The sequence below is a fragment of the Streptomyces sp. NPDC026515 genome (assembly GCF_055567595.1).
The window spans coordinates 174,080-195,146 of the sequence record NZ_JBVHQD010000011.1; the positions used below are offsets into that span (position 1 = coordinate 174,080).

General features: G+C 69.6%; 16 protein-coding genes. 10 read left to right on the forward strand and 6 right to left on the reverse strand.

The features are described from left to right. Nucleotides 1-5 precede the first annotated feature (5 nt). From ACZ4O3_RS24250 to ACZ4O3_RS24280, 7 genes are all read left to right on the forward strand, one after another. Nucleotides 6-419 (forward strand): roadblock/LC7 domain-containing protein, encoded by a 414-nt coding sequence (locus ACZ4O3_RS24250; protein ID WP_005479910.1) that lies wholly within the window; start codon nucleotides 6-8, stop codon nucleotides 417-419. A gap of 110 nt (nucleotides 420-529) precedes the next feature. Beyond that, the gene (locus ACZ4O3_RS24255; protein WP_019058642.1) at nucleotides 530-928 is read left to right on the forward strand and encodes a DUF742 domain-containing protein; all 399 of its coding nucleotides are present in this window, start codon (nucleotides 530-532) and stop codon (nucleotides 926-928) included. Then, nucleotides 909-1,484 carry a GTP-binding protein gene (locus tag ACZ4O3_RS24260; RefSeq protein ID WP_046729249.1) on the forward strand — a complete coding sequence of 192 codons (576 nt, stop codon included), beginning with the start codon at nucleotides 909-911 and terminating at the stop codon, nucleotides 1,482-1,484. Before ACZ4O3_RS24255 ends, ACZ4O3_RS24260 begins: the two co-directional genes overlap by 20 nt. Before the next feature lie 381 nt (nucleotides 1,485-1,865). Beyond that, the gene (locus ACZ4O3_RS24265; RefSeq protein ID WP_362724262.1) at nucleotides 1,866-5,168 is read left to right on the forward strand and encodes a sensor histidine kinase; all 3,303 of its coding nucleotides are present in this window, start codon (nucleotides 1,866-1,868) and stop codon (nucleotides 5,166-5,168) included. A gap of 10 nt (nucleotides 5,169-5,178) precedes the next feature. Next, entirely contained in the window at nucleotides 5,179-5,592 is a 414-nt protein-coding gene (locus ACZ4O3_RS24270) for a roadblock/LC7 domain-containing protein (RefSeq protein ID WP_362724269.1), read from the forward strand. A 96-nt stretch (nucleotides 5,593-5,688) separates the two neighbouring features. Further along, a complete protein-coding gene (locus ACZ4O3_RS24275) occupies nucleotides 5,689-6,258 on the forward strand; it encodes a DUF742 domain-containing protein (RefSeq protein ID WP_362724264.1) in 570 nt (189 codons plus the stop codon). Beyond that, nucleotides 6,239-6,820 carry a GTP-binding protein gene (locus ACZ4O3_RS24280; RefSeq protein ID WP_123973912.1) on the forward strand — a complete coding sequence of 194 codons (582 nt, stop codon included), beginning with the start codon at nucleotides 6,239-6,241 and terminating at the stop codon, nucleotides 6,818-6,820. Before ACZ4O3_RS24275 ends, ACZ4O3_RS24280 begins: the two co-directional genes overlap by 20 nt. Before the next feature lie 226 nt (nucleotides 6,821-7,046). On the opposite strand, the gene ACZ4O3_RS24285 is transcribed toward ACZ4O3_RS24280, so the two are convergent. Together ACZ4O3_RS24285 and ACZ4O3_RS24290 are read right to left on the reverse strand one after the other, a co-directional pair. Continuing rightward, nucleotides 7,047-7,250: an acyl-CoA carboxylase subunit epsilon gene (locus tag ACZ4O3_RS24285; RefSeq protein WP_384995259.1), complete on the reverse strand. Its 204-nt coding sequence runs from the start codon at nucleotides 7,248-7,250 to the stop codon at nucleotides 7,047-7,049. Between the two features lie 34 nt (nucleotides 7,251-7,284). Then, the gene (locus tag ACZ4O3_RS24290; RefSeq protein WP_362729974.1) at nucleotides 7,285-8,880 is read right to left on the reverse strand and encodes an acyl-CoA carboxylase subunit beta; all 1,596 of its coding nucleotides are present in this window, start codon (nucleotides 8,878-8,880) and stop codon (nucleotides 7,285-7,287) included. A gap of 445 nt (nucleotides 8,881-9,325) precedes the next feature. Here ACZ4O3_RS24290 and ACZ4O3_RS24295 point away from each other — a divergent pair, with 445 nt between their 5' ends. After that, nucleotides 9,326-9,919, forward strand: a complete 594-nt coding sequence (locus tag ACZ4O3_RS24295; RefSeq protein WP_362729977.1) for a YceI family protein — start codon at nucleotides 9,326-9,328, stop codon at nucleotides 9,917-9,919. A gap of 585 nt (nucleotides 9,920-10,504) precedes the next feature. After that, nucleotides 10,505-11,287: a serine protease gene (locus ACZ4O3_RS24300; protein ID WP_467724188.1), complete on the forward strand. Its 783-nt coding sequence runs from the start codon at nucleotides 10,505-10,507 to the stop codon at nucleotides 11,285-11,287. Nucleotides 11,288-11,375: 88 nt separating this feature from the next. On the opposite strand, the gene ACZ4O3_RS24305 is transcribed toward ACZ4O3_RS24300, so the two are convergent. Together ACZ4O3_RS24305 and ACZ4O3_RS24310 are read right to left on the reverse strand one after the other, a co-directional pair. Continuing rightward, nucleotides 11,376-12,731: a hypothetical protein gene (locus tag ACZ4O3_RS24305; protein ID WP_467724190.1), complete on the reverse strand. Its 1,356-nt coding sequence runs from the start codon at nucleotides 12,729-12,731 to the stop codon at nucleotides 11,376-11,378. Nucleotides 12,732-12,772: 41 nt separating this feature from the next. After that, nucleotides 12,773-15,784, reverse strand: a complete 3,012-nt coding sequence (locus ACZ4O3_RS24310) for a glycoside hydrolase family 3 protein (RefSeq protein ID WP_467724192.1) — start codon at nucleotides 15,782-15,784, stop codon at nucleotides 12,773-12,775. Nucleotides 15,785-15,911: 127 nt separating this feature from the next. On the opposite strand from ACZ4O3_RS24310, the gene ACZ4O3_RS24315 reads away from it, so the two are divergent. Continuing rightward, nucleotides 15,912-17,777, forward strand: coding sequence for a ricin-type beta-trefoil lectin domain protein (locus tag ACZ4O3_RS24315; protein WP_362720976.1), 1,866 nt, complete (start codon nucleotides 15,912-15,914; stop codon nucleotides 17,775-17,777). A gap of 78 nt (nucleotides 17,778-17,855) precedes the next feature. On the opposite strand, the gene cimA is transcribed toward ACZ4O3_RS24315, so the two are convergent. Both cimA and ACZ4O3_RS24325 read right to left on the reverse strand, forming a co-directional pair. Then, nucleotides 17,856-19,466, reverse strand: coding sequence for a citramalate synthase (cimA, locus tag ACZ4O3_RS24320; protein ID WP_362720979.1), 1,611 nt, complete (start codon nucleotides 19,464-19,466; stop codon nucleotides 17,856-17,858). Nucleotides 19,467-19,750: 284 nt separating this feature from the next. Then, nucleotides 19,751-21,052, reverse strand: a complete 1,302-nt coding sequence (locus tag ACZ4O3_RS24325) for an MFS transporter (protein ID WP_467724193.1) — start codon at nucleotides 21,050-21,052, stop codon at nucleotides 19,751-19,753. Nucleotides 21,053-21,067 lie beyond the last annotated feature (15 nt).

The following is a 21,067-nucleotide window of genomic DNA, read 5'->3' on the forward strand; positions in this document are numbered from 1 at the left end:
GTCCGATGAGCCAGGCGGCACAGAACCTGAACTGGTTGATCACCAACTTCGTGGACAACACCCCAGGTGTGTCCCACACCGTCGTCGTGTCCGCCGACGGTCTCCTTCTGGCGATGTCCGAAGGTTTCCCCCGCGACCGAGCCGACCAGCTGGCGGCCGTCGCGTCCGGGCTCACCTCGTTGACGGCCGGGGCGTCCCGGATCTTCGAGGGCGGCGACGTGGCGCAGACGGTCGTGGAGATGGAACGCGGTTTTCTGTTCCTGATGTCCGTCTCGGACGGGTCGTCCCTCGCGGTCCTGGCCCACCCCGAGTGCGACATCGGCCTCGTCGGCTACGAGATGGCGCTCCTGGTCGACCGCGCGGGCGCGGTGCTCACGCCCGACCTGCGTGCCGAACTGCAAGGCAGTCTGCTCCACTGACAGCCCGGATCCAACCCGCCTCACCAAATCACCGTCCGGCCGCCACAATCCCCCCACCGGCCACGTCCGACGGCACGACTGACCGACTTGCTGTCCCGCCCGGAGGAACGATGACCCCGCCCACCGCCTCTCATGATCCGTACGCGGAGCCGTACGGGGACGAGGGCGACCAGCCGCTGGTACGTCCTTACGCGATGACCGGCGGCCGGACCCGGCCGCGCTATCAGCTCGCCATCGAGGCACTGATCAGCACGACGGCCGACCCGGCAGCGCTCATGGGGCTGCTCCCGGAGCACCAGCGCATCTGCCACCTGTGCCGTGAGGTGAAGTCGGTAGCCGAGGTCTCGGCACTGCTCGCCATGCCGCTCGGTGTGGCCCGGATCCTGGTGGCCGACCTCGCCGAGGCCGGCCTGGTCGCCATCCACCAGCCGGGCGGCGACGAGAACAACGGTGGCGCACCTGACGTGACGCTGCTCGAAAGGGTGCTCAGTGGACTTCGCAAGCTCTGACGGAGGTCGGGCCACCACCTCCGCGAAGATCGTGGTGGCGGGCGGCTTCGGCGTCGGCAAGACCACGTTCGTGGGAGCGGTCTCCGAGATCAACCCGCTGCGCACGGAGGCCGTGATGACGTCCGCCTCGGCGGGCATCGACGACCTGACGCACACCGGGGACAAGACCACCACCACGGTGGCCATGGACTTCGGACGTATCACGCTCGACCAGGACCTGATCCTGTACCTGTTCGGCACGCCCGGCCAGGACCGCTTCTGGTTCATGTGGGACGACCTGGTACGCGGTGCCATCGGCGCCGTCGTCCTGGTGGACACCCGTCGCCTCGCCGACTGCTTCCCCGCGGTCGACTACTTCGAGAACAGCGGTCTGCCGTTCGTCATAGCCCTCAACGGCTTCGACGGGCACCAGCCGTACACGCCCGAAGAGGTGCGCGAGGCGCTGCAGATCGGCCCGGACGCGCCGATCATCACGACGGACGCCCGGCACCGTGCCGATGCCAAGAGTGCGCTGATCACGCTGGTGGAGCACGCCCTCATGGCACGGCTGCGGTAGCACCCAAGTCGTACATGGTGTACGGCAGTTGCCGTACGGAAACCGGAGCCGGCTGTGGCCTTTGACACGGTCGGCTCCGGTGTTCATAACGTTTCGGCAGAGGAATCGGGTGGTATCGCCACGCGTCGCGGTCGCGCGGTACCGCTGTGCTCACAACAGCCCCGTCTTTTGGCGGGGCTCGCTCTTTATGACCGTTTTATCTGGGCCTTACAACACCGCACTCCCCCACTTTCCACTGTTTGGAAGTGCGCAGGCCCCCATGCTGGAATGCCTGAACTGCCCATTAGTCAAGGACGTACTGAGTAGTGGTCTGAGACACACCGGGCTCTGAGAGACTGCGGCACGACGACAGGTGCCCGCCGCCGAGAGGTTGTTGGTCGAGTGAGGCGAAGCAAGAACGGTCCCGAGCCGTCGGCGCGGGGAAACTTCACCCCGCCGCCGCGTGCTGCGGCGCCCACCCCTGTGCCAGCCGCGGAACCACCACCGGCCGCACCCGCGAAGAGCGGCGGCCGTTTCTCGCCGCGCAACTGGCGAGTGCCGACCAGGCTGAACGCGATTCTGCTCATACCCGTGGTCGTCGGTCTGGTCATGGGCGGCTTCCAGGTGAAGAGCTCCATCGACACCTGGAACGAGGCGCGCGACGCGGAGAACACCGCGCGCCTGGTCCGCGCCTCCCTGACCTACGCCGACGCCCTCTACCAGGAGCGTGACGTCACCGCGGCTCCCCTGCTCAAGGGCCCGCTGCAGAACGCCGCCGACAAGAAGACGGTGTCCGACGCCCGCGCCAACACCGACAAGGCCGCCGAGGCCTTCGACGCGGCCGCGCAGAACATGCCGCAGAAGGCCGGCCTGGAGCGCCGCCTGAAGCTCTTCCGCGAGGCGGAGCCCACCCTCACGAAGCTGCGCGGGTTCGCGTACACCACGAAGCTCACCGGCGTACAGACCGAAGAGGGATACGTCGAGGTCGCCCATCCCCTGATGGAGTTCGCCAACGAGCTCGGCCTGGGCACCGGAAACATCACCTCCTACGGCCGTACCGTCTACGCCATCTCGCTCACCAAGGCGGCCCTGTCGCTGGAGCGCTCCATCGGCATGCACCTGCTGATCAAGCCCGGCCCGGACGCCGGCAACCTGGCCAGCCAGCGGGTCGCCCTCTCCTCGTACGCCTACCTCGAAGGCATCGCCGTCGAGGAGTACCTGGGCGGCGGTACCGAGGCGGACGCGCAGAAGCTGGCCGACCTGCAGACGAAGATCAAGTCCGAAGGCGCGGCCCTGGTCCAGCAGGCCAAGGCCAAGGACCCGAACTACGTGGCCCCGCCGTCCAAGGACAACGCGATGGTCCAGGCGCTGGCGACGCTGCAGGACACCGACACCAGCACCCGCCAGGCACTGGCCTCGCAGGGCGTGACCGCCGAGAACTGGTGGGCGGTCAACACCCTCAAGTACCAGGCCTACCGGACGATCGAGTCGGACATGGCCGACAAGGCGGTGAGCGAGGCCTCCGACATCGCCGACAACGCGAAGACGGACGCGTTCATCACCGGTGCCGCGGTCGTGGTCGCCCTGCTCGCCGCGTTCATCCTGGCCGGCATGGTGGCCCGCCAGATGTCCCGCTCCATGCGCCAGCTGCGCAACGCCGCCTTCGGCATCGCCGAGCAGCGCCTGCCGATGCTGGTCGACCAGCTCTCCCGCACCGACCCCGGCCGGGTCGACACCCGGGTGGCGCCGATCCCGATCACCTCGACCGACGAGATCGGCGAAGTCGCCCGCGCCTTCGACCAGGTCCACCGCGAGGCCGTCCGGCTCGCCGCCGAACAGGCCCTGCTGCGGGGCAACATCAACGCGATCTTCACCAACCTCTCGCGCCGCAACCAGTCGCTCATCGAGGGCCAGCTGACCCTGATCACCGACCTGGAGAACAACGAGGCCGACCCGGACCAGCTGGAGAACCTCTTCCGGCTGGACCACCTCGCGACCCGTATGCGCCGCAACGGCGAGAACCTCCTGGTCCTCGCCGGCGAGGAGCCCGGCCGCCGCTGGGACCAGCCGGTCCCGCTGGTCGACGTGCTGCGCGCCGCCTCCTCCGAGGTGGAGCAGTACGAGCGCATCGAGCTCTCCGGCGTCCCGGAGGCCGAGATCCACGGCCGCGCGGTCACCGACCTCGTGCACCTGCTGGCGGAGCTGCTGGAGAACGCCACCACGTTCTCCTCGCCGCAGACGAAGGTCCGCGTCACCGCGACCCGTCTCCCCGACGGCCGTATCATGATCGAGATCCACGACAAGGGCATCGGCCTCACCGCCGAGGACTTCGCGGACATCAACCACAAGCTGGCCAACCCGCCGACCGTGGACGCCGCGATCTCCCAGCGCATGGGCCTCTTCGTGGTCGGCCGGCTCTCCGACCGGCACGGCATCCGGGTCCAGCTGCGCCCCTCCGGCGAGCAGGCCGGCACCACCTCACTGGTCATGCTGCCGGATGCCATCACCCACGGTGGCGGTGGCGAACTCCAGCTGGACCGCGACGAGTTCACCGTCTCGCAGATCATCCCGGAGCAGCAGTTCCAGGCCGAGAACTTCAGCCAGCAGCCGCAGCTCCAGCCGATGCGCACGGCGGCCGAGCTGGGCTTCGACGACAGCCGTTACGTGGAGGTCCCCGACGACATCCGCGACCTGGACCCCGTCGGCCGCTCGCTGATGCGTGAGGAGCGCCGTGCGGCCCTGGAGGCCCAGGCACAGCCCCCGAACGCCGGACAGCTGCCGCAGAACCCCCAGGAGACGGCCGAGATCCCGGCGTACGTCGACGAGTTCGACAGAGGCCGGCAGGGCTACGACAGCAGCGGTACGGGCTTCCAGGAACAGCCCACGGGCTTCGACGCCGGGCAGCAGTACCAGGAACAGTCGCAGGGCGCGTACGACGAGCAGTACTACGCGCCGAACGGCGGCCTGCCGCAGCACGACACGTTCTCGCCGGAGGCCTTCACGACCAACGGCGGTTACCCGGAACCGGCCTATCCGGAACCGGCCCAGGAAGAGCCGTCGGCCGCGCCCGCCGCCACGTCCGAGTCCTTCCAGGGGTTCGGGGAGCAGCCCTACCAGGACGACTGGCCACAGCAGGGGCAGCGGCAGGACGGCTACCAGAACGGTTACCCGGCCCAGTACGCTCCGGAAGCGGAATCAGCGCAGGCCGGTGACGTGGAGGAGCGGAACGGCGTAGGCTTCGACCGCCCGGGAGCGGCCCCAGCCGCCGGCCACCAGCTGACCGACGCCGGACTGCCCCGCCGTGGATCCGGCGGCCCGAACGGCACGGTTCCCGCACAGCAGGCTCCGGCCGCGTCCTCGGCTCCGGCGGCCTCCGCTCCGGCGGCCGGCGGAGACAGCAGCTGGCGTTCGGCGAACGACGAACGCTGGCAGCAGGCCTCGGCACTGCGCAAGCCGAAGGCGGGCGGAGTCACCTCCTCCGGACTGCCGAGGCGGGTTCCCAAGGCCAACCTGGTCGAGGGAGCCGCTGAGAACACCCCTCAGGGAGGCCCACAGGTCTCCCGCGCCCCGGAGGATGTCCGGGGCAGGCTGAGCAACCTGCGCAGGGGCGTCCAGCGCGGGCGCAACGCAGGCAGTGAAACGAACGGCCAGGCCACTAGGAATCAGCACAGTGGTCCTGACAGCACCTACAACCAGGAGCGTTAGTGTGAGCCCGATGAGCCAGGCGGCACAGAACCTGAACTGGTTGATCACCAACTTCGTGGACAACACCCCGGGGGTGTCCCACACGGTGGTGGTCTCCGCCGACGGACTCCTTCTGGCGATGTCCGAAGGCTTCCCCCGCGACCGCGCCGACCAGCTCGCGGCCGTCGCCTCCGGTCTGACGTCTCTGACGGCAGGCGCCTCCCGGATTTTCGAGGGAGGCAGCGTGAATCAGACAGTTGTGGAGATGGAGCGGGGGTTCCTGTTCATCATGTCCATTTCCGATGGGTCCTCCTTGGCCGTTCTGGCCCACCCGGAGGCCGACATCGGCCTGATTGGGTATGAGATGGCCCTTTTGGTGGACCGTGCGGGCACGGTTCTTACCCCGGATCTGCGCCAGGAACTCCAGGGAAGCCTTCTCAACTAACGGCCAGACGGTGCGTTTTGGCGTCCCGGGGCCGTAAGGTTTCGGGACGCGGCTCCATAGGGAACGGTGCCCGGCACGGTCGGAGGAGGAGAGAAAGTGGCAACACCCCCAGGCGGTTCGAATAACGGCAACTGGTCGTACGGTCCTGCGCAGGGCCAGGGCGACGGTTCCGCGAACCGGTACAACTTCCCCTCCACCCCGAGCCACCGGCAGCCGTACGCCCCGCAGGGCCCCGGCCCGTCACCGTACGACCAGCCGCCGGCGCCCCGTATCCAGCCGGTGCAGCCACAGCGCCGTCCCGAGCCGGCGCCGGCCTCGGGGGCGAACAACCCCTTGGTGCGTCCGTACGCCATGACCGGTGGCCGGACCCGCCCGCGGTACCAGCTCGCCATCGAGGCACTGGTGCACACCACCGCGCAGCCGCACCAGATGCAGGGCCAACTGCCCGAGCATCAGCGGATCTGCAACCTCTGCCGGGAGATCAAGTCGGTGGCCGAAGTCTCGGCCCTCCTGTCGATCCCTCTCGGCGTGGCCAGGATCCTCGTCGCCGACTTGGCGGAGGCGGGCCTGGTCGCCATCCATCAGCCCGGCGGCGACGAGAGCGCCGGCGGCCAGCCAGACGTGACACTGCTCGAAAGGGTGCTCAGTGGACTTCGCAAGCTCTAGCGGCGGTCCTTCCCGCTCCACCACTTCCGCGAAGATCGTGGTGGCGGGCGGCTTCGGCGTGGGCAAGACCACGTTCGTCGGTGCCGTCTCGGAGATCAACCCGCTGCGCACAGAGGCCGTGATGACGTCCGCGTCGGCCGGCATCGACGACCTCACCCACACCGGGGACAAGACGACCACCACGGTCGCCATGGACTTCGGACGTATCACGCTCGACCAGGACCTGATCCTGTACCTGTTCGGCACGCCCGGCCAGGACCGCTTCTGGTTCATGTGGGACGACCTGGTACGCGGTGCCATCGGCGCCATCGTCCTGGTGGACACCCGTCGCCTCGCCGACTGCTTCCCCGCGGTCGACTACTTCGAGAACTCGGGTCTCCCCTTCGTCGTCGCCCTCAACGGTTTCGACGGCAGCCAGCCGTACAACCCCGAAGAGGTCCGCGAGGCGCTCCAGATCGGTCCCGACACCCCGATCATCACGACGGACGCCCGGCACCGTGCCGATGCGAAGTCGGCGCTGATCACGCTGGTGGAGCACGCCTTGATGGCTCGCCTGCGGTAGTTCGGCGGCCGGGCCGCCACGGCCGGCAGTACGCCGGCCGCGGGTGGTTCGTGGCCGGTCGCGCAGTTCCTCGCGCCCCCGTCGGGGCGCTGTACGGGCCCCTTCCTCGAAGGGGCCCGAGTTCTTTCCCCGCCGCGCCGGCGGTCGTTGGCGCCCACGGAGAAGGGCCCCTCTCGAGCGAGAGGGGCCCTTCTCCTGCGTACCGGCCGGGGCCGGCTGCGCCGGCCTAGCCGTGCCAGCTGTGCGGGGCGCGGAAGCCGTTCTCGCGTTCCAGGCGGCGCCAGCCGGCCTTCGCGCGGCCTCGGTGGGTCTGCTCGGTGTCGTCGGCGGTCGGCCGGGCGGCCGCGCGGGCCAGGAGGACCGCCGTTATGGCGGCGACTTCCTCCGGGTCCGCGTTGCCCTTCTCCACGCGAATGTCAGGGAAGTTCATGGCTTCAGTCTCCGTGAGAGAGGTTTCCGCAGGATTACTGCGGGGGGTTGCCGTGCTTACGGGACGGCAGGTCGGCGTGCTTGGTGTGCAGCATCGCCAGCGACCTGGCGAGCACCTCGCGGGTCTCGGCCGGGTCGATGACGTCGTCGACCAGGCCGCGCTCGGCCGCGTAGTAGGGGTGCATGAGCTCGGCCTTGTACTCCTTGACCATCTTCTGCCGCATGGCCTCGGGGTCCTCGGCTGCGGCGATCTGCCGACGGAAGATCACGTTGGCCGCGCCCTCGGCGCCCATGACCGCGATCTCGTTCGTCGGCCAGGCGTACGTCAGGTCGGCACCGATCGACTGGGAGTCCATGACGATGTAGGCACCTCCGTACGCCTTGCGCAGGATGAGGGAGATCCGGGGCACGGTCGCGTTGCAGTAGGCGTAGAGGAGCTTCGCGCCGTGACGGATGATCCCGCCGTGCTCCTGGTCGACGCCGGGGAGGAAGCCCGGTACGTCCAGGAAGGTGACGATCGGAACATTGAAAGCGTCACACATCTGCACAAAGCGCGCAGCTTTTTCGCTCGCCTCGATGTCCAGGACACCGGCGAGGACCTGCGGCTGGTTGGCGACGATGCCGACCACCTGGCCGTCGATCCGGGCCAGCGCGCAGATGATGTTCCGCGCCCAGCGCTCGTGGACCTCCAGGTACTCGCCGTCGTCGACGATCTCCTCGATGACCTTGGTCATGTCGTACGGCCGGTTGCCGTCGGCCGGGACGAGGTCGAGCAGGACGTCGCTGCGACGGTCGACGGGGTCCGTGGAGTCGGCCCGCGGCGGGTTCTCGCGGTTGTTCTGCGGAAGGAGGGAGAGGAGGTAGCGGACCTCCGCGATGCAGGTCTCCTCGTCGTCGTACGCGAAGTGGCAGACGCCGGAGGTCTCGGCGTGCACGTCGGCGCCGCCGAGGCCGTTCTGGGTGATCTCCTCGCCGGTGACCGCCTTGACGACGTCCGGGCCGGTGATGAACATCTGCGAGGTCTCGCGGACCATGAACACGAAGTCGGTGAGGGCGGGGCTGTAGGCCGCGCCGCCCGCGCACGGGCCGAGCATCACGGAGATCTGCGGGATGACACCGGACGCCTTGGTGTTGCGCTGGAAGATGCCGCCGTAGCCGGCGAGCGCGGAGACGCCCTCCTGGATACGGGCGCCGGCGCCGTCGTTGAGGGAGACCAGCGGGGCGCCGGCCGCGATGGCCATGTCCATGATCTTGTGGATCTTGGTGGCGTGAGCCTCGCCCAGCGCGCCGCCGAAGATCCGGAAGTCATGAGCGTAGACGAAGACCGTACGGCCCTCGACGGTGCCCCAGCCGGTGATGACGCCGTCGGAGTAGGGCTTCTTGGCCTCCAGGCCGAAACCGACCGCGCGGTGCCGGCGCAGCTGCTCGACCTCCTGGAAGGAGTCCGGGTCCAGGAGCAGCTCGATGCGCTCCCGGGCCGTCAGCTTGCCCTTGGCATGCTGCGCCTCGGTCGCCTTCTCGCTGGGTCCCGCCACGGCCACCGCACGGATCTCGTGCAGCTCGGCTACCCGCCCGCGCGCGTCCGTCGGCTCACCGGTGGGCTCACCCGTCGTCTCTTCCAAAACGGTCATGTAGCGACCTTACGAAGGACACCAAGGATTGGGAGACGTCGACTCCGTACAGTCTCCGACGCGTTTTCCTGGAAGCACTGAACAGAACCAGAACCGCATGCAGCCGTTCCAACTGCTCAGGGGGCCGTGGCGTTGTAGGGGTGCCACAAAGGCGGGACCTGAGACACGGCTCACATTCATGGGCGGCCCGTACCACCCCAGGAGTGACGGGCCCCCCGGACGGCGGGCTCCGCCCCCTGCCGTCCCGTCCCCCTCCGAGCCTAACCGCACCCCCGCCACACCCTCACACCACGTGGCGATCCACCCCACGTGCCGTTACGGTGCGTAATGAGCGCGACACGCAAACCGATGATGTTGAATGTTGTACGGAATAGGGTTACGGTAGGCGTCGTTGAGTTCGTTGAACATTAAACATCAGCGATCCGTCCCCCTCAAGGAGCACCTCATGGGTATCTTCGGCCGCAAGAACGACGACGCCGCCACCGTCCCCGGCGCCAACACCGCCGCGCTGACCGGCGACTACACGGTCGACCCGGCGCACACCACGCTCGGTTTCGTGGCTCGCCACGCGATGGTCACCAACGTCAAGGGCAGCTTCCAGCAGTTCGAGGGCACGCTGCACCTGGACGGCTCGGACCCGGCGAAGTCCACCGCCTCCCTCGACATCGTGATGGACAGCATCACCACGGGCAGCCCGGACCGTGACGGTCACCTGAAGTCCGCGGACTTCTTCAAGACGGACGAGTTCCCGACGATGACCTTCCGCTCCACCAAGGCGGAGGCGCTCGGCGGCGACGACTACCGCATCACCGGCGACCTGACGATCCTCGGTGTCACCAAGCCGGTCACCATCGATCTGGAGTTCAACGGCGCGGCCAAGGACCCGTTCGGCAACGACCGCGTCGGTTTCGAGGGCAAGGCCGAGATCAAGCGCTCCGACTGGGGCGTGACCTGGAACGCGGCACTGGAGACCGGCGGCGTCCTGGTCTCCGACAAGATCAAGCTGAACTTCGACATCTCCGCGATCAAGAACGCGTGACCCGGCGGCGCGGACCCGCGGTCTCGCCCGCGGCCTCCGCTCCCCTCCGTCCGTAGCGCCCGCCCTCCCCTTTCCCGCACGGAGGCCGGGCGCGCGGTCGTGTCCGTGGCCGGCCGGCCAGGGCGGCCGCCGGACCGGCGGCCGGGCCCTTCCGGTGCGGGCCGTGACCAGCCCGAGGATCACCTGGTACCCGTCCGCCCGCCCCCGGGCGTCGAAGGCGCCCGGGCGGCGGCCACCTCCGCAAGACCTGCGGGACGCATGCAGCCGACAGGGGGTCGGCTCCGCCACCCGGCGCACGTCGACCGAGGGCCGGAGGCTGTGAGGCTGTGAGGCTGTGAGGCTGTGAGGCTGTCCAGCCTGCGCAGGGGGCTTCCGCCGCAAGCACGCCGCGTCAAGTGCTGTGCCACGACCGGATCACGGGCCGGGCACTGGCCGGATCGGACCCCTTGTGTGAACGCCCACGGCGTTCCCATAATCCAGCAACCGAATTTGACGAGCGCATGCCAGCACATGGGTATTCCTTTACGGCTCGCAACCTTCCTTGTTGACATGCACACGTCACCACTCCCCACGGAAGGTACCACGTTGAAGAACCTCCTCAAGGTGCTCAGGAGATGCGCGGTCGCCGGTGCGGCCGTCCTCGCGGTCGTCAGCCTTCAGCCCGTCTCCGCCGCGCAGGCCGCCCCGGCACCCGTGGTCGGCGGGACCCGGGCCACACAGGGCGAGTTCCCGTTCATGGTCCGGCTCTCCATGGGCTGCGGCGGCGCGCTCTACACCCCGCAGATCGTGCTCACCGCCGCCCACTGCGTGAGCCGCACCGGCGCCAACACCAGCATCACGGCCACCGCCGGTGCCGTGGACCTCCAGTCGACCACCGGCCGGGTCCAGGTCAGGTCCACCTACGTCTACCGGGCCCCCGGCTACAACGGCAACGGCAAGGACTGGGCGCTCATCAAGCTCGCCTCGCCCGTCAACCTGACGACGCTGCCCATCACCACCACCACGACGTACAACACCGGCACCTTCACCATCGCCGGCTGGGGCTCGGCCACCGAGGGCGGCGCCCAGCAGCGTTACCTCCTCAAGGCGACCGTGCCGTTCGTCAGCGACGCCACCTGCCGCTCCTACAGCGGCTACAGCGGCCTGGTCGCGAGCGACGAGATCTGCGCCGGCTACGCGGCGGGCGGCGTCGACACCTGCCAGGGCGACTCCGGCGGCCCCATGTTCCGCAAGGACAACGCCGGCGCGTGGATCCAGGTCGGCATAGTCAGCTGGGGCATCGGCTGCGCCCGGGCCAACGCCCCCGGCGTCTACTCGGAGGTCTCGACCTTCGCCTCCGCCATCGCCGCCGCGGCGGCGACGCTCTGAATCACCCCCCGCACGCCCCGTGCACCGCGTAGAACAGCCATGGGTACGGGCCCGGGGCCGCCGCGCGCCGGGTCCGTACCCCCTACGTTCAGAAACCGCCGCCGAAGTCGCCGCTGTCGCCGCCCCCGCCGCCGAAGTCGCCGCCACCGCCGAAGTCACCGAAGTCCCCGGGGTCGAAGTCCGCGCCCGACAGGTCGCCGCCCTGGTAGCCGCCGGTCTGGAAGTCGCCGTATCCGGTGCCGTAGTCCGCCGCGTAGGCGGGGGCCGACATCCAGCCGCCCAGGGCGGTGCCGATGAGGAGCCCGGGCAGGAGGCCTCCGCCGAAGTAGCCGCCCGCCCAGGGGCCGTAGGCCGGGCCCGCCTCCCAGTAGGGGCGGCGGCCGTGGTCGGTGTCGACCTCGCGGATCGCCGGGTCGTGGCCGTCGGCCAGCCGGGTGGCGTCGGCCGCGCAGACCGGGACCTCTCGGGGCGAGCCGCCGGCCGGGGTCCAGGTGGCGTCCGTGACCGACGGACCGTGCCGGGGGTCGAAGAAGCAGGGCGGCCGGCGCTCCGGGAGCGGGCGGCCCTCGCGCCGGGCGGCCAGCTGCGCCAGGGAGAAGCGGCCGTCCTCCAGGGCCTGGGTGACCGCGCGGACGTCCTCCGGTCGCCGGGCGTCCGCCATGTACTGCTTGGCCTGGTCGTAGGCGTTGAGCGCGCGCTCGTAGTCCGCGCGCATGGCGTCGTCGGCGCCCGGCTCGCCCGGCTGGAAGTCGAGCCGGTCCAGCTCCTCTCCGAAGGCGGTGATGTCCTCGTCCACGACCACCCGGAGCCGGTCCAGGGCGGCCCGCTGCTCCTCCTCGTGACGCCGGCGGTTGCGGCGGACCAGGGCGTAGGCGCCCGCCCCGCCGGCCACGACGACCGCGCCGATCGTGATCAGCGCCGCGCCGGAGACGCCGGAGCCGTCCGCACCGCCGCCCCAGGACGCGGGGGCCTTGCCGCCGAGGTTGGCCAGGGCGCGGTCGGTGAAGTCGCGCAGCTGCGTGTTCGCACTCTCGCCCTGGACGCTGGTGACCAGGTTCTGCACGGCCGTCCGGGGCAGCACCGAGGAGTCGGCGCGGGCGTCGAAGCGGTCACCGAGCCGGACCGCGTACAGGCCCGTGACGCCGGTGGCGGTGCGCAGGTCCGTGAACAGGTCCTTGGTGGGGTAGCCGGCCGGCAGGACGGCGATGAACAGGGGTTTGTCCGCGTCCTTGATCTGCCGGGCCAGGGTGTCGGCCTCGGCCGTGGAGAGCTGGGCGGCGGCCGCCGGGTCGACGTACACCGGGCTCTTGCGGAGGGCGGCGGCGATCGTCGAGACACCGGTGGCCGCCGTGGCCTGCGGGGCGAACGCCGTGAGGGCGATCACCAGCAGGGCCAGCAGCAGGCCTGGGAGGCCTCGGGTTCGGGTCCGCAGCACGGCCTTCATGTTTCGCAATTTACCCGAAGCCTCCCATAACCAGTCATTTCTTATGCTGCTTCGTACGCCTCCCTCAGCTTCTCCACCGCCGCCGCGTACCTGCCGGTCAGCAGCAGGTGGTCGGCGTCGGCGAAGGGCTTCGAGACCGCCGCCGTGATCGACTGCCCGATCTCGGCCTGCACCAGCAGCCGCGCCTTGGTGACCAGTTTCCGGCCGGCCGCGTCCGCGCCCGTCCGTTCCGCGGCCTTCGCCGCGACGCCGAGCGACCGCAGGGTGGCCTCGCCGCCCTTCGACGGCTTGGTCAGGGTCGTCAGGCCCCAGCCGTAGGGGTACTGCGGGTCGTACGAGGCGTCGCCGACGTTGATCGGCAGCTGGGCCTCGGACTTCGGCCAGGTGACCGGCAGCTGGCCGGTGAACGCCTTCTTCCCGTAGAGCACGTCGGCCACGCCGTCGCCCTCGGTGCCCGGCAGCCAGGACGCCACCAGGGCGTCGATCTCGCCGAGCCGGTCGCCGATCAGCTGCGGGCGCCCGGAGACGATCAGCACCGCGCACTTCATGGCCGCGCACACCTTGTCCACGGCGGCCTGATCCGCCGGGGTCAGCGCCAGGTCGTTGCCGTTGCCGACGTCCCCGACGCCCTCGGCGTAGGGGGTCTCACCGACGACGACCACACCGACGTCGTAGCCGCTGGTCGGTGCCGAGGCGTCCTTGGAGTAGGTGACGTCTCCCCCGGCGTTCCTCATGCCCTGGAGGACGGTCGTGCCCGTGGTGTGGGTACCGGACTGGCCCTGCCAGGTGATGGTCCAGCCGCCGGTCTGGTTGCCCAGGTCGTCGGCGTTGGACCCGGCGACGTACACCTTCTGCGACTTCCTCAGGGGCAGGACGCCGCCGGAGTTCTTCAGCAGGACCTGCGACTCGGCGGCCGCCTGCCGCGCCACCGCCCGGTGCTTGGCGGAGCCGATCTTGGAGGCGCCGCTGGTGTCGGCGTACGGGTGCTCGAACAGCCCCAGCTTGACCTTCTGGGTGAGGATCCGGGAGACCGCGTCGTCGATCCGCTTCACGCTGACCCGGCCGGCGTTCACCTCGTCGGTCAGGGTCCTGGTGAAGTCCTGGTAGCTGTAGGGAACCATCATCATGTCGACGCCCGCGTTGACGGCCGTGCCGACATGGGCCGGATAGTCGCCGGGGAGCTGGTCGATGGCGTTCCAGTCGCTGATCACGAAGCCGTCGAAGCCCATCCGGCCCTTGAGCACACCGTTGATCATGTCGGCGCGGGCGTGCATCTTCACCGGACCGAGGCCGTCGCCCGCGATGTCGAGCGAGGAGTACGACGGCATGACCGTGCCGATGCCGCGGTCGACCGCGGTCTGGTACGGCGCGAGGTGGACGGCCTCCAACTGCTGCCGGGTGACCTTGGTGACGCCCTGGTCGATCGTGTACGAACCGGTCGTGGAGGAGCCGTACTCGGTGCCGCCGTCGCCGACGAAGTGCTTCGCGGTGGCCAGGACCTTGTCGTCGTCCTTGAGGTCCCGTCCGTCCGCACGCCCCTGGAGGCCCTGGATCATGGTCTCCATGGACTTCACCAGGGCGGGGTCCTCACCGAAGGACTCGTAGGAGCGGCCCCAGCGCTCGTCGCGGGTGACACAGAGGCAGGGGGCGAAGTCCCACGGGACGCCGGTGGCACGGACCTCCGCGGCGGTCACCGCGCCGGTGTCCTCGGCGAGGGCGGCATCGCGGGTCGCGCCGATGCCGATGTTGTGCGGCATGATCGTGGCGCCGGCCAGGTTGTTGTGACCGTGCACCGCGTCCACGCCGTAGATCAGCGGGATCTGGAACCTGGTCGCCTGCGCGCGCAGCTGGAAGCCGTCGATCATCTTCGCCCAGGCCTCGGCGGTGTTGGGCGTGGGGGTCGAGCCGCCGCCGGAGAGCAGCGAGCCGAGGTCGTAGGCGGCGACGTCACCGCCGGTGCCCACCGCGCCGCGCTCGGCCTGGGTCATCTGGCCGACCTTCTCGGCCAGGGACATCCGGGAGAGCAGGTCGGCGACCCGCTTCTTCACGGGCAACTTGCTGTCCAGATAGGGGAGTCCGTGCGCGTCGACGACGACCTGCGGGGTCTCGGCGGGGGCCTTGGCGCCGGTCACGGTGAGCTTCAGCGGGATGGTCTCGGCCGATTCGGCGGACCGGTCGTCCAGTGTGCGCACCCTGACGGTCTGCGTGGCGCCGGAGACCGTGCCGGCCGGGAAGGTGAGGGTGCCGGAGACCGGGGAGTAGTCCTTGCCGGAGGTGGCGGTGCCACCGGCTGTCTCGTAGGAGACCGTGACCGGCTCGTCCAGCGGGGCGGAGCCGGTGGTGCCCACGGAGACCTTCACCGTGGCCGTGCGGCCCTCCCGCACCGGGTAGACGGCCGCGTCCGTGGAGACGGAGGCGCGCAGGGACTGGTCGGCCTTGCCGTACAACTCCACGTCGTCCATGGCGAAGTGACCCTGGAGCCCGACCGGGAGGGTGAGCGCGTAGCCCCACATCCGGTCCAGGCCGAGGACGTGGTCGATGCCGCCGACGGGCTGGTAGTCCGTGCGGTAGACGAAGTCGGCGAAGGGGATCTCGATCTGCTTCCAGCCGGTGAAGTCGTCGGTGAAGGACGTCGTCCACAGCTCGGAGGCCTCGCCGTCGGCGCCGCCGTCCTTGATCTCGAACGCGATCTTCTTGCCGTTGTCCTGGCCGTCCCACCAGAAGCGGATGCCCTTGTGGGCGGACCAGTCGTGGGCGGGTCCGGTGGCGGCGAAGTCATGGGTGAAGCCGCCGTACCCGCTGATGCCGTAGGTCCCGGAGAGCACCTTGGCACCCTCGGGGGCATCGGCCCGGTCGGCGAGCTGTAGGGCGGGCGGGTCGTCGCTGTCGCCTCCCCAGGTGAAGATGCCCTCGGCGGGCTGGGAGGCGAAGGGGACCTCGCCCTCGAAGCGGTCGACGGGAGTGGGTGCGGGGTCGTCGGCGGCGCGGGCCGCCGACAGGGGCATCAGGGCTGCGAGTAGGGCGGTGGACACGAGCAGGGCGGCTCTTGGCATAGACCTTCCCTCGACTCTCTGGTTCACTCGGGGCTCTCACAGTTCACTCATGGCTTAGATCACGACGTGAGTTAACTAACGGCTCGCACCCCCGTCAAGACGTCCCGTCAGGAAGGGCGATGTGTCCATGAGAACCACCCCCCACACGGTCCGGCTGCTCTTGGCCGGACTGCTCACCGTGGCCGGCCTCAGCGCGGTCGTGCCGTCCGCGCACGCGGCCGGTGAGCAGGTCACGGCGTACCTCACGACCACCGACGACTCCGGCGGCCGCCACGTCACCCGCGGTCTCCAGGCGCAGACGCCGTTCGCGTTCCAGTCCGGGAGCGGCGGCAGCGGCGAGAACATCACCGTCGACGAGAACACCCGCTACCAGACCTTCACCGGTGGCGGCGCGTCCTTCACCGACACCGCGGCCTGGCTGATGAACAGCAGCGGGGCGCTGTCCCCGGCCACCCGGGACGCCACCATGAAGAAGCTGTTCTCCCCCACGGACGGGATCGGGCTGTCGTTCCTGCGCAATCCGATGGGCGCCTCGGACCTGGCACGGTACGGGTACACGTACGACGACATACCCGCCGGGCAGACCGACCCGAACCTCAACAGCTTCTCCCTCTCCCACGACCTCGCGGACGTCGTCCCGCTCACCAAGCAGGCGCTCCAGCTGAACCCCTCTCTGACTGTCATGGCCTCGCCATGGACGGCGCCGGCCTGGATGAAGGACAGCGGCTCGCTCAACGGGGGCTGGCTGAAGTCGGAGGACTACGGGGCCTACGCCTCGTACTTCGTGAAGTACCTCCAGGCCTACCAGGCGCAGGGCGTGAAGGTCTCCTACGTCACCCCGCAGAACGAGCCGACCTGCTGCTCCGGCTATCCGTCGATGAGCTGGAACGCCTCGGGCCTGCAGTACTTCCTGGGGAGCGAGCTGCTGCCGAAGCTCCAGGCCGCCGGGCTCTCCACCAAGGTCCTGGCGCACGACTGGAACTGGGACGTGTACGACTCCTACGCGGCCGCGAGCGTCAACGACGCGGCGATCCGCAACCACCCGAACTTCGGCGGGATCGCCTGGCACGGGTACGGCGGCGACATCAACAAGCAGACCACCGTGCACAACCAGTACCCGGACCTCGACGCCTTCGGCACCGAGCACTCCGGCGGCACCTGGATCGCCAACCAGCAGCGCGAGGACATGAACAACATCATCGACTACACCCGCAACTGGGCGAAGTCGGTGACCAAGTGGTCGCTGGCCGTGGACCAGAACATGGGCCCGCACAACGGCGGCTGCGGCACCTGCACCGGGCTGATCACCGTGCACGACGGGGACGGCGCGAGCGGGACCGTCGACTACACGGTCGAGTACTACACGATGGGACACCTGACCAAGTTCGTCCGGCCGGGCGCGCAGCGGATCGCCTCCACCGCGTCCACCGCCGTGCCGAACGTGGCCTGGCGCAACCCGGACGGCTCCAAGGCGCTGATCGCCTACAACGACGCCTCCGCGGCCAAGACCGTCACCGTCAACTGGGGCGGCCAGCACGCCACCTACTCGCTGCCCGGCAAGACCTCGGCGACCTTCACCTGGTCCGGCACCCAGTCGGGCGGCGGCGGCCAGAGCGGCGCCTTCGTGGGGCTCGCGAGCAAGTGCCTGGACGTGGCGGGCGGTTCGAGCGCCAACGGCACGGCCGTGCAGCTCTACGACTGCAACGGCTCCACCGCCCAGCAGTGGACCGTGCAGTCCGACGGCTCGGTCCGCGCGCTCGGCAAGTGCCTCGACGTGACCTCGGCCTCCACGGCGAACGGCGCGAAGGTGCAGTTGTACGACTGCAACGGCACCGGCGCGCAGCAGTGGTCGTACAACGCCGCCACGGGTGACGTGGTGAACGCGGCGGCCGACAAGTGCCTGGATGTCACGGACAACTCGTCGGCGAACGGGGCCCGCGCCCAGATCTGGACGTGCACGGGCGCCGCGAACCAGAAGTGGCGCCTGCAATAGAGGGGTACGGCCGGTAGGGCGGTGCCGCGGAACGAGCCGGGGGCTGTGAGCCCAGCCCCCGGCTTTCCCCTGCCGCCGCTACTCCGCCGGCTCCACGCCCGCCCGCAGCAGACCGTAGGTGTACGCGTCCTCCAGGGCCTGCCAGGAGGCGGCGATGACGTTCTCCGCGACGCCCACCGTCGACCACTCACCGGTGCCGTCGGACGTGGAGATCAGGACCCGGGTCGTGGACTGGGTGCCGTGCTTGCCCTCCAGGATGCGGACCTTGTAGTCGACCAGGTCGAGCTTGGCCAGCTGGGGGTAGATCTTTTCGAGGCCGACACGCAGCGCCCGGTCCAGGGCGTTGACCGGTCCGTTGCCCTCCGCAGTGGCGACGATCCGCTCGCTCTTGGCCCAGAGCTTGACCGTGGCCTCGTTGGCGTGGGTGCCGTCGGGGCGGTCCTCGACGATGGCCCGCCAGGACTCGACGCGGAAGTAGCTGCGCCGCCTGCCCTCCACCTCGGCACGCAGCAGGAGTTCGAAGGAGGCGTCGGCGGCCTCGAAGGTGTAGCCCTTGAGCTCGTACTCCTTCACCCGCTCCACCACCCGGCCGACCAGTTCGCGGTCGCCCCCGAGGTCGATGCCGAGTTCCTTGCCCTTGAGCTCGACGGAGGCGCGGCCCGCCATGTCGGAGACCAGCATGCGCATGGTGTTGCCGACCCGTTCGGGGTCGATGTGCTGGTACAGGTCCGGGTCGACCTTGATCGCGGAGGCGTGCAGGCCGGCCTTGTGCGCGAAGGCCGAGACACCGACGTAGGGCTGGTGGGTGGAGGGCGTGAGGTTGACGACCTCGGCGATCGCGTGGGAGATGCGGGTCATCTCGCGCAGCCGGCCGTCGGGGAGGACCTTCTGGCCGTACTTCAGCTCCAGGGCGGCGACCACCGGGAAGAGGTTGGCGTTGCCGACGCGCTCGCCGTAGCCGTTGGCCGTGCACTGGACGTGGGTGGCGCCGGCGTCGACGGCGGCGAGGGTGTTGGCGACCGCGCAGCCGGTGTCGTCCTGGGCGTGGATGCCGAGCCGGGCGCCGGTGTCGGCCAGGACGGTGGAGACCACGGCGTTGACCTGGGCGGGGAGCATGCCGCCGTTGGTGTCGCAGAGGATGACCACGTCGGCACCCGCCTCGGAGGCGGCCCGCACGACCGCCTTCGCGTACTCGGGGTCGGCGCGGTAGCCGTCGAAGAAGTGCTCGCAGTCGACGAAGACCCGGCGGCCCTGGTCCTTCAGGAAGGACACCGTGTCGCGGACCATCTCCAGGTTCTCGTCCAGGGTGGTGCGCAGCGCCAGTTCGACATGGCGGTCGTGCGACTTGGCGACCAGGGTGATCACCGGGGCTCCGGACTCCAGCAATGCCCTGACCTGGGGGTCCTCCGACGCCTTGGCGTTCGCCCGGCGGGTGGAGCCGAAGGCGACCAGTTGGGCGTGCTTGAAGTCGATCTCCTGCCGGGCGCGGGCGAAGAACTCGGTGTCCCGGGGGTTGGCGCCCGGCCAGCCGCCCTCGATGAAGCCCACGCCGAAGTCGTCCAGGTGCCGTGCGATGGCCAGCTTGTCCGCGACGGTGAGGTTGATGCCCTCGCGCTGCGCACCGTCGCGCAGCGTGGTGTCGAAGACGTGGAACGAGTCGTCCAGCTCGCCGGTTGCCGTCTCGGTCATGGTCTCTAGGCTCCTGATGTCGAATCTCGGTCGTACCGGAATGACCGGCTCCACCGTCCCTCCATGGTCCCTCGCGCTGGCCTTCCGGCTGAAGGTGGGCCGGAAAACGAAAAAACCCCTCGCGGGTGCGAGAGGTCTGCGCGCGGGTCGAGGACGACGATGGCCACCCGTACCTGGTCGTACGTGGTGGTCACTGCGGACCGGCGCGCCTGCTGCCAATAATCATGGCGAACGAGAGCACGGGGGAAGTCTGGCACAACCCCGCCCCGGGCTCACCGACCGTCTCAGGATGCGGTCGTCACAGTGGATGACTCCCGGGACCTCATCCGGGCCAGATCCAGGTCCTTCGTCTCCCGCATGGTGACGTACACCACAAGGGATACGGCGGCACAGCCCGCCACGTACCAGAAGAAGCCGGACTCGATCCCGGCGTTCTTGAACCACAGGGCGACGTACTCCGCCGTTCCGCCGAACAGGGCGTTGGCGAGGGCGTAGGGCAGGGCCACGCCCAGGGCACGGACACCGGTCGGGAAGAGCTCGGCCTTCACGCAGGCGTTGATCGAGGTGTAGCCGGTGACCACGACGAGGGCGAGGAGGGAGAGGCCGAGGGCGGGCCAGTATCCGTTCGCGTGTTTGAGGAGGGACAGGACCGGCACGGTGAGGACGGTGGAACCGACCGCGAAGGTGATCAGCAGCGGGCGGCGGCCGATGCGGTCGGAGAGGGCGCCGGCGAGCGGCTGGAGGCAGGCGAAGACGGTCAGCGCGGTGAAGGAGACCAGGGTCGCGGTCTCCTTGGACAGGCCCGCGGAGTTGGAGAGGTACTTCGTGAGGTAGGTCGTGTACGTGTAGTAGGCGACCGTGCCGCCCATGGTCAGCGCGACGACCAGGAACGCCTCCCGCCGGTGCTGCCACAGCGCGCGCAGGGTGCCGCGCTCGGCGGTGTCCGAGGCGTCCTGCGCGTAGACCTCGGTCTCCAGCATGGTCCGGCGCAGATAGAAGACCACGGCGGCACCGAGCGCGCCGACGACGAAGGGGATGCGCCAGCCGTAGTCGTGCAGCGCCGCGTCGGACAGGGTGTGCTGAAGGATGATCAGCAGGCCGAGGCCGGCGATCTGGCCGAGAGTCATCGACACGTACTGGAAGCTGGAGGCGAAGCCGCGCCGGCGCGGGTCGGCGGCCTCGGTGAGGTAGGTGGCGCTGGCCGCGTACTCGCCGCCCACCGAAAGGCCCTGCAGCAGGCGGGCGACGAGCAGGACGAAGGCTCCGCCGTAGCCGGCCACGCCGTAGGTCGGGGCGACGGCGATCAGCAGCGCGGACACCGACATGAGGGTGACGGTGAGGGTCAGAGCGGCCTTACGGCCGCTGCGGTCGCCGACCCGGCCGAGGAGCCACCCGCCCACCGGGCGCATGAAGAACCCGACGGCGAAGATGCCGGCGGTGTTCATCAGCTGAGCGGTGGGATCGCCGCTGGGAAAGAACGCCCCGGCGAAGTAGGTGGCGAAGCTCGCGTACACGAACCAGTCGAACCACTCGACCATGTTGCCCGCCGAACCGACCCAGATCTTCTTCCAGTGATGTCGTCCCATGGGCCCTGCCTTCCC

Bases quoted from the DNA above. Each gene is read 5' to 3' on its own strand.
- ACZ4O3_RS24250 (WP_005479910.1), top strand. From the start codon at position 6: ATGAGCCAGGCGGCACAGAACCTGAACTGGTTGATCACCAACTTCGTG.
- ACZ4O3_RS24255 (WP_019058642.1), top strand. From the start codon at position 530: ATGACCCCGCCCACCGCCTCTCATGATCCGTACGCGGAGCCGTACGGG.
- ACZ4O3_RS24270 (WP_362724269.1), top strand. From the start codon at position 5,179: ATGAGCCAGGCGGCACAGAACCTGAACTGGTTGATCACCAACTTCGTG.
- ACZ4O3_RS24285 (WP_384995259.1), bottom strand. From the start codon at position 7,250: ATGAACTTCCCTGACATTCGCGTGGAGAAGGGCAACGCGGACCCGGAG.
- ACZ4O3_RS24290 (WP_362729974.1), bottom strand. From the start codon at position 8,880: ATGACCGTTTTGGAAGAGACGACGGGTGAGCCCACCGGTGAGCCGACG.
- ACZ4O3_RS24295 (WP_362729977.1), top strand. From the start codon at position 9,326: ATGGGTATCTTCGGCCGCAAGAACGACGACGCCGCCACCGTCCCCGGC.
- ACZ4O3_RS24305 (WP_467724190.1), bottom strand. From the start codon at position 12,731: ATGAAGGCCGTGCTGCGGACCCGAACCCGAGGCCTCCCAGGCCTGCTG.
- ACZ4O3_RS24310 (WP_467724192.1), bottom strand. From the start codon at position 15,784: ATGCCAAGAGCCGCCCTGCTCGTGTCCACCGCCCTACTCGCAGCCCTG.
- ACZ4O3_RS24315 (WP_362720976.1), top strand. From the start codon at position 15,912: ATGAGAACCACCCCCCACACGGTCCGGCTGCTCTTGGCCGGACTGCTC.
- cimA (WP_362720979.1), bottom strand. From the start codon at position 19,466: ATGACCGAGACGGCAACCGGCGAGCTGGACGACTCGTTCCACGTCTTC.
- ACZ4O3_RS24325 (WP_467724193.1), bottom strand. From the start codon at position 21,052: ATGGGACGACATCACTGGAAGAAGATCTGGGTCGGTTCGGCGGGCAAC.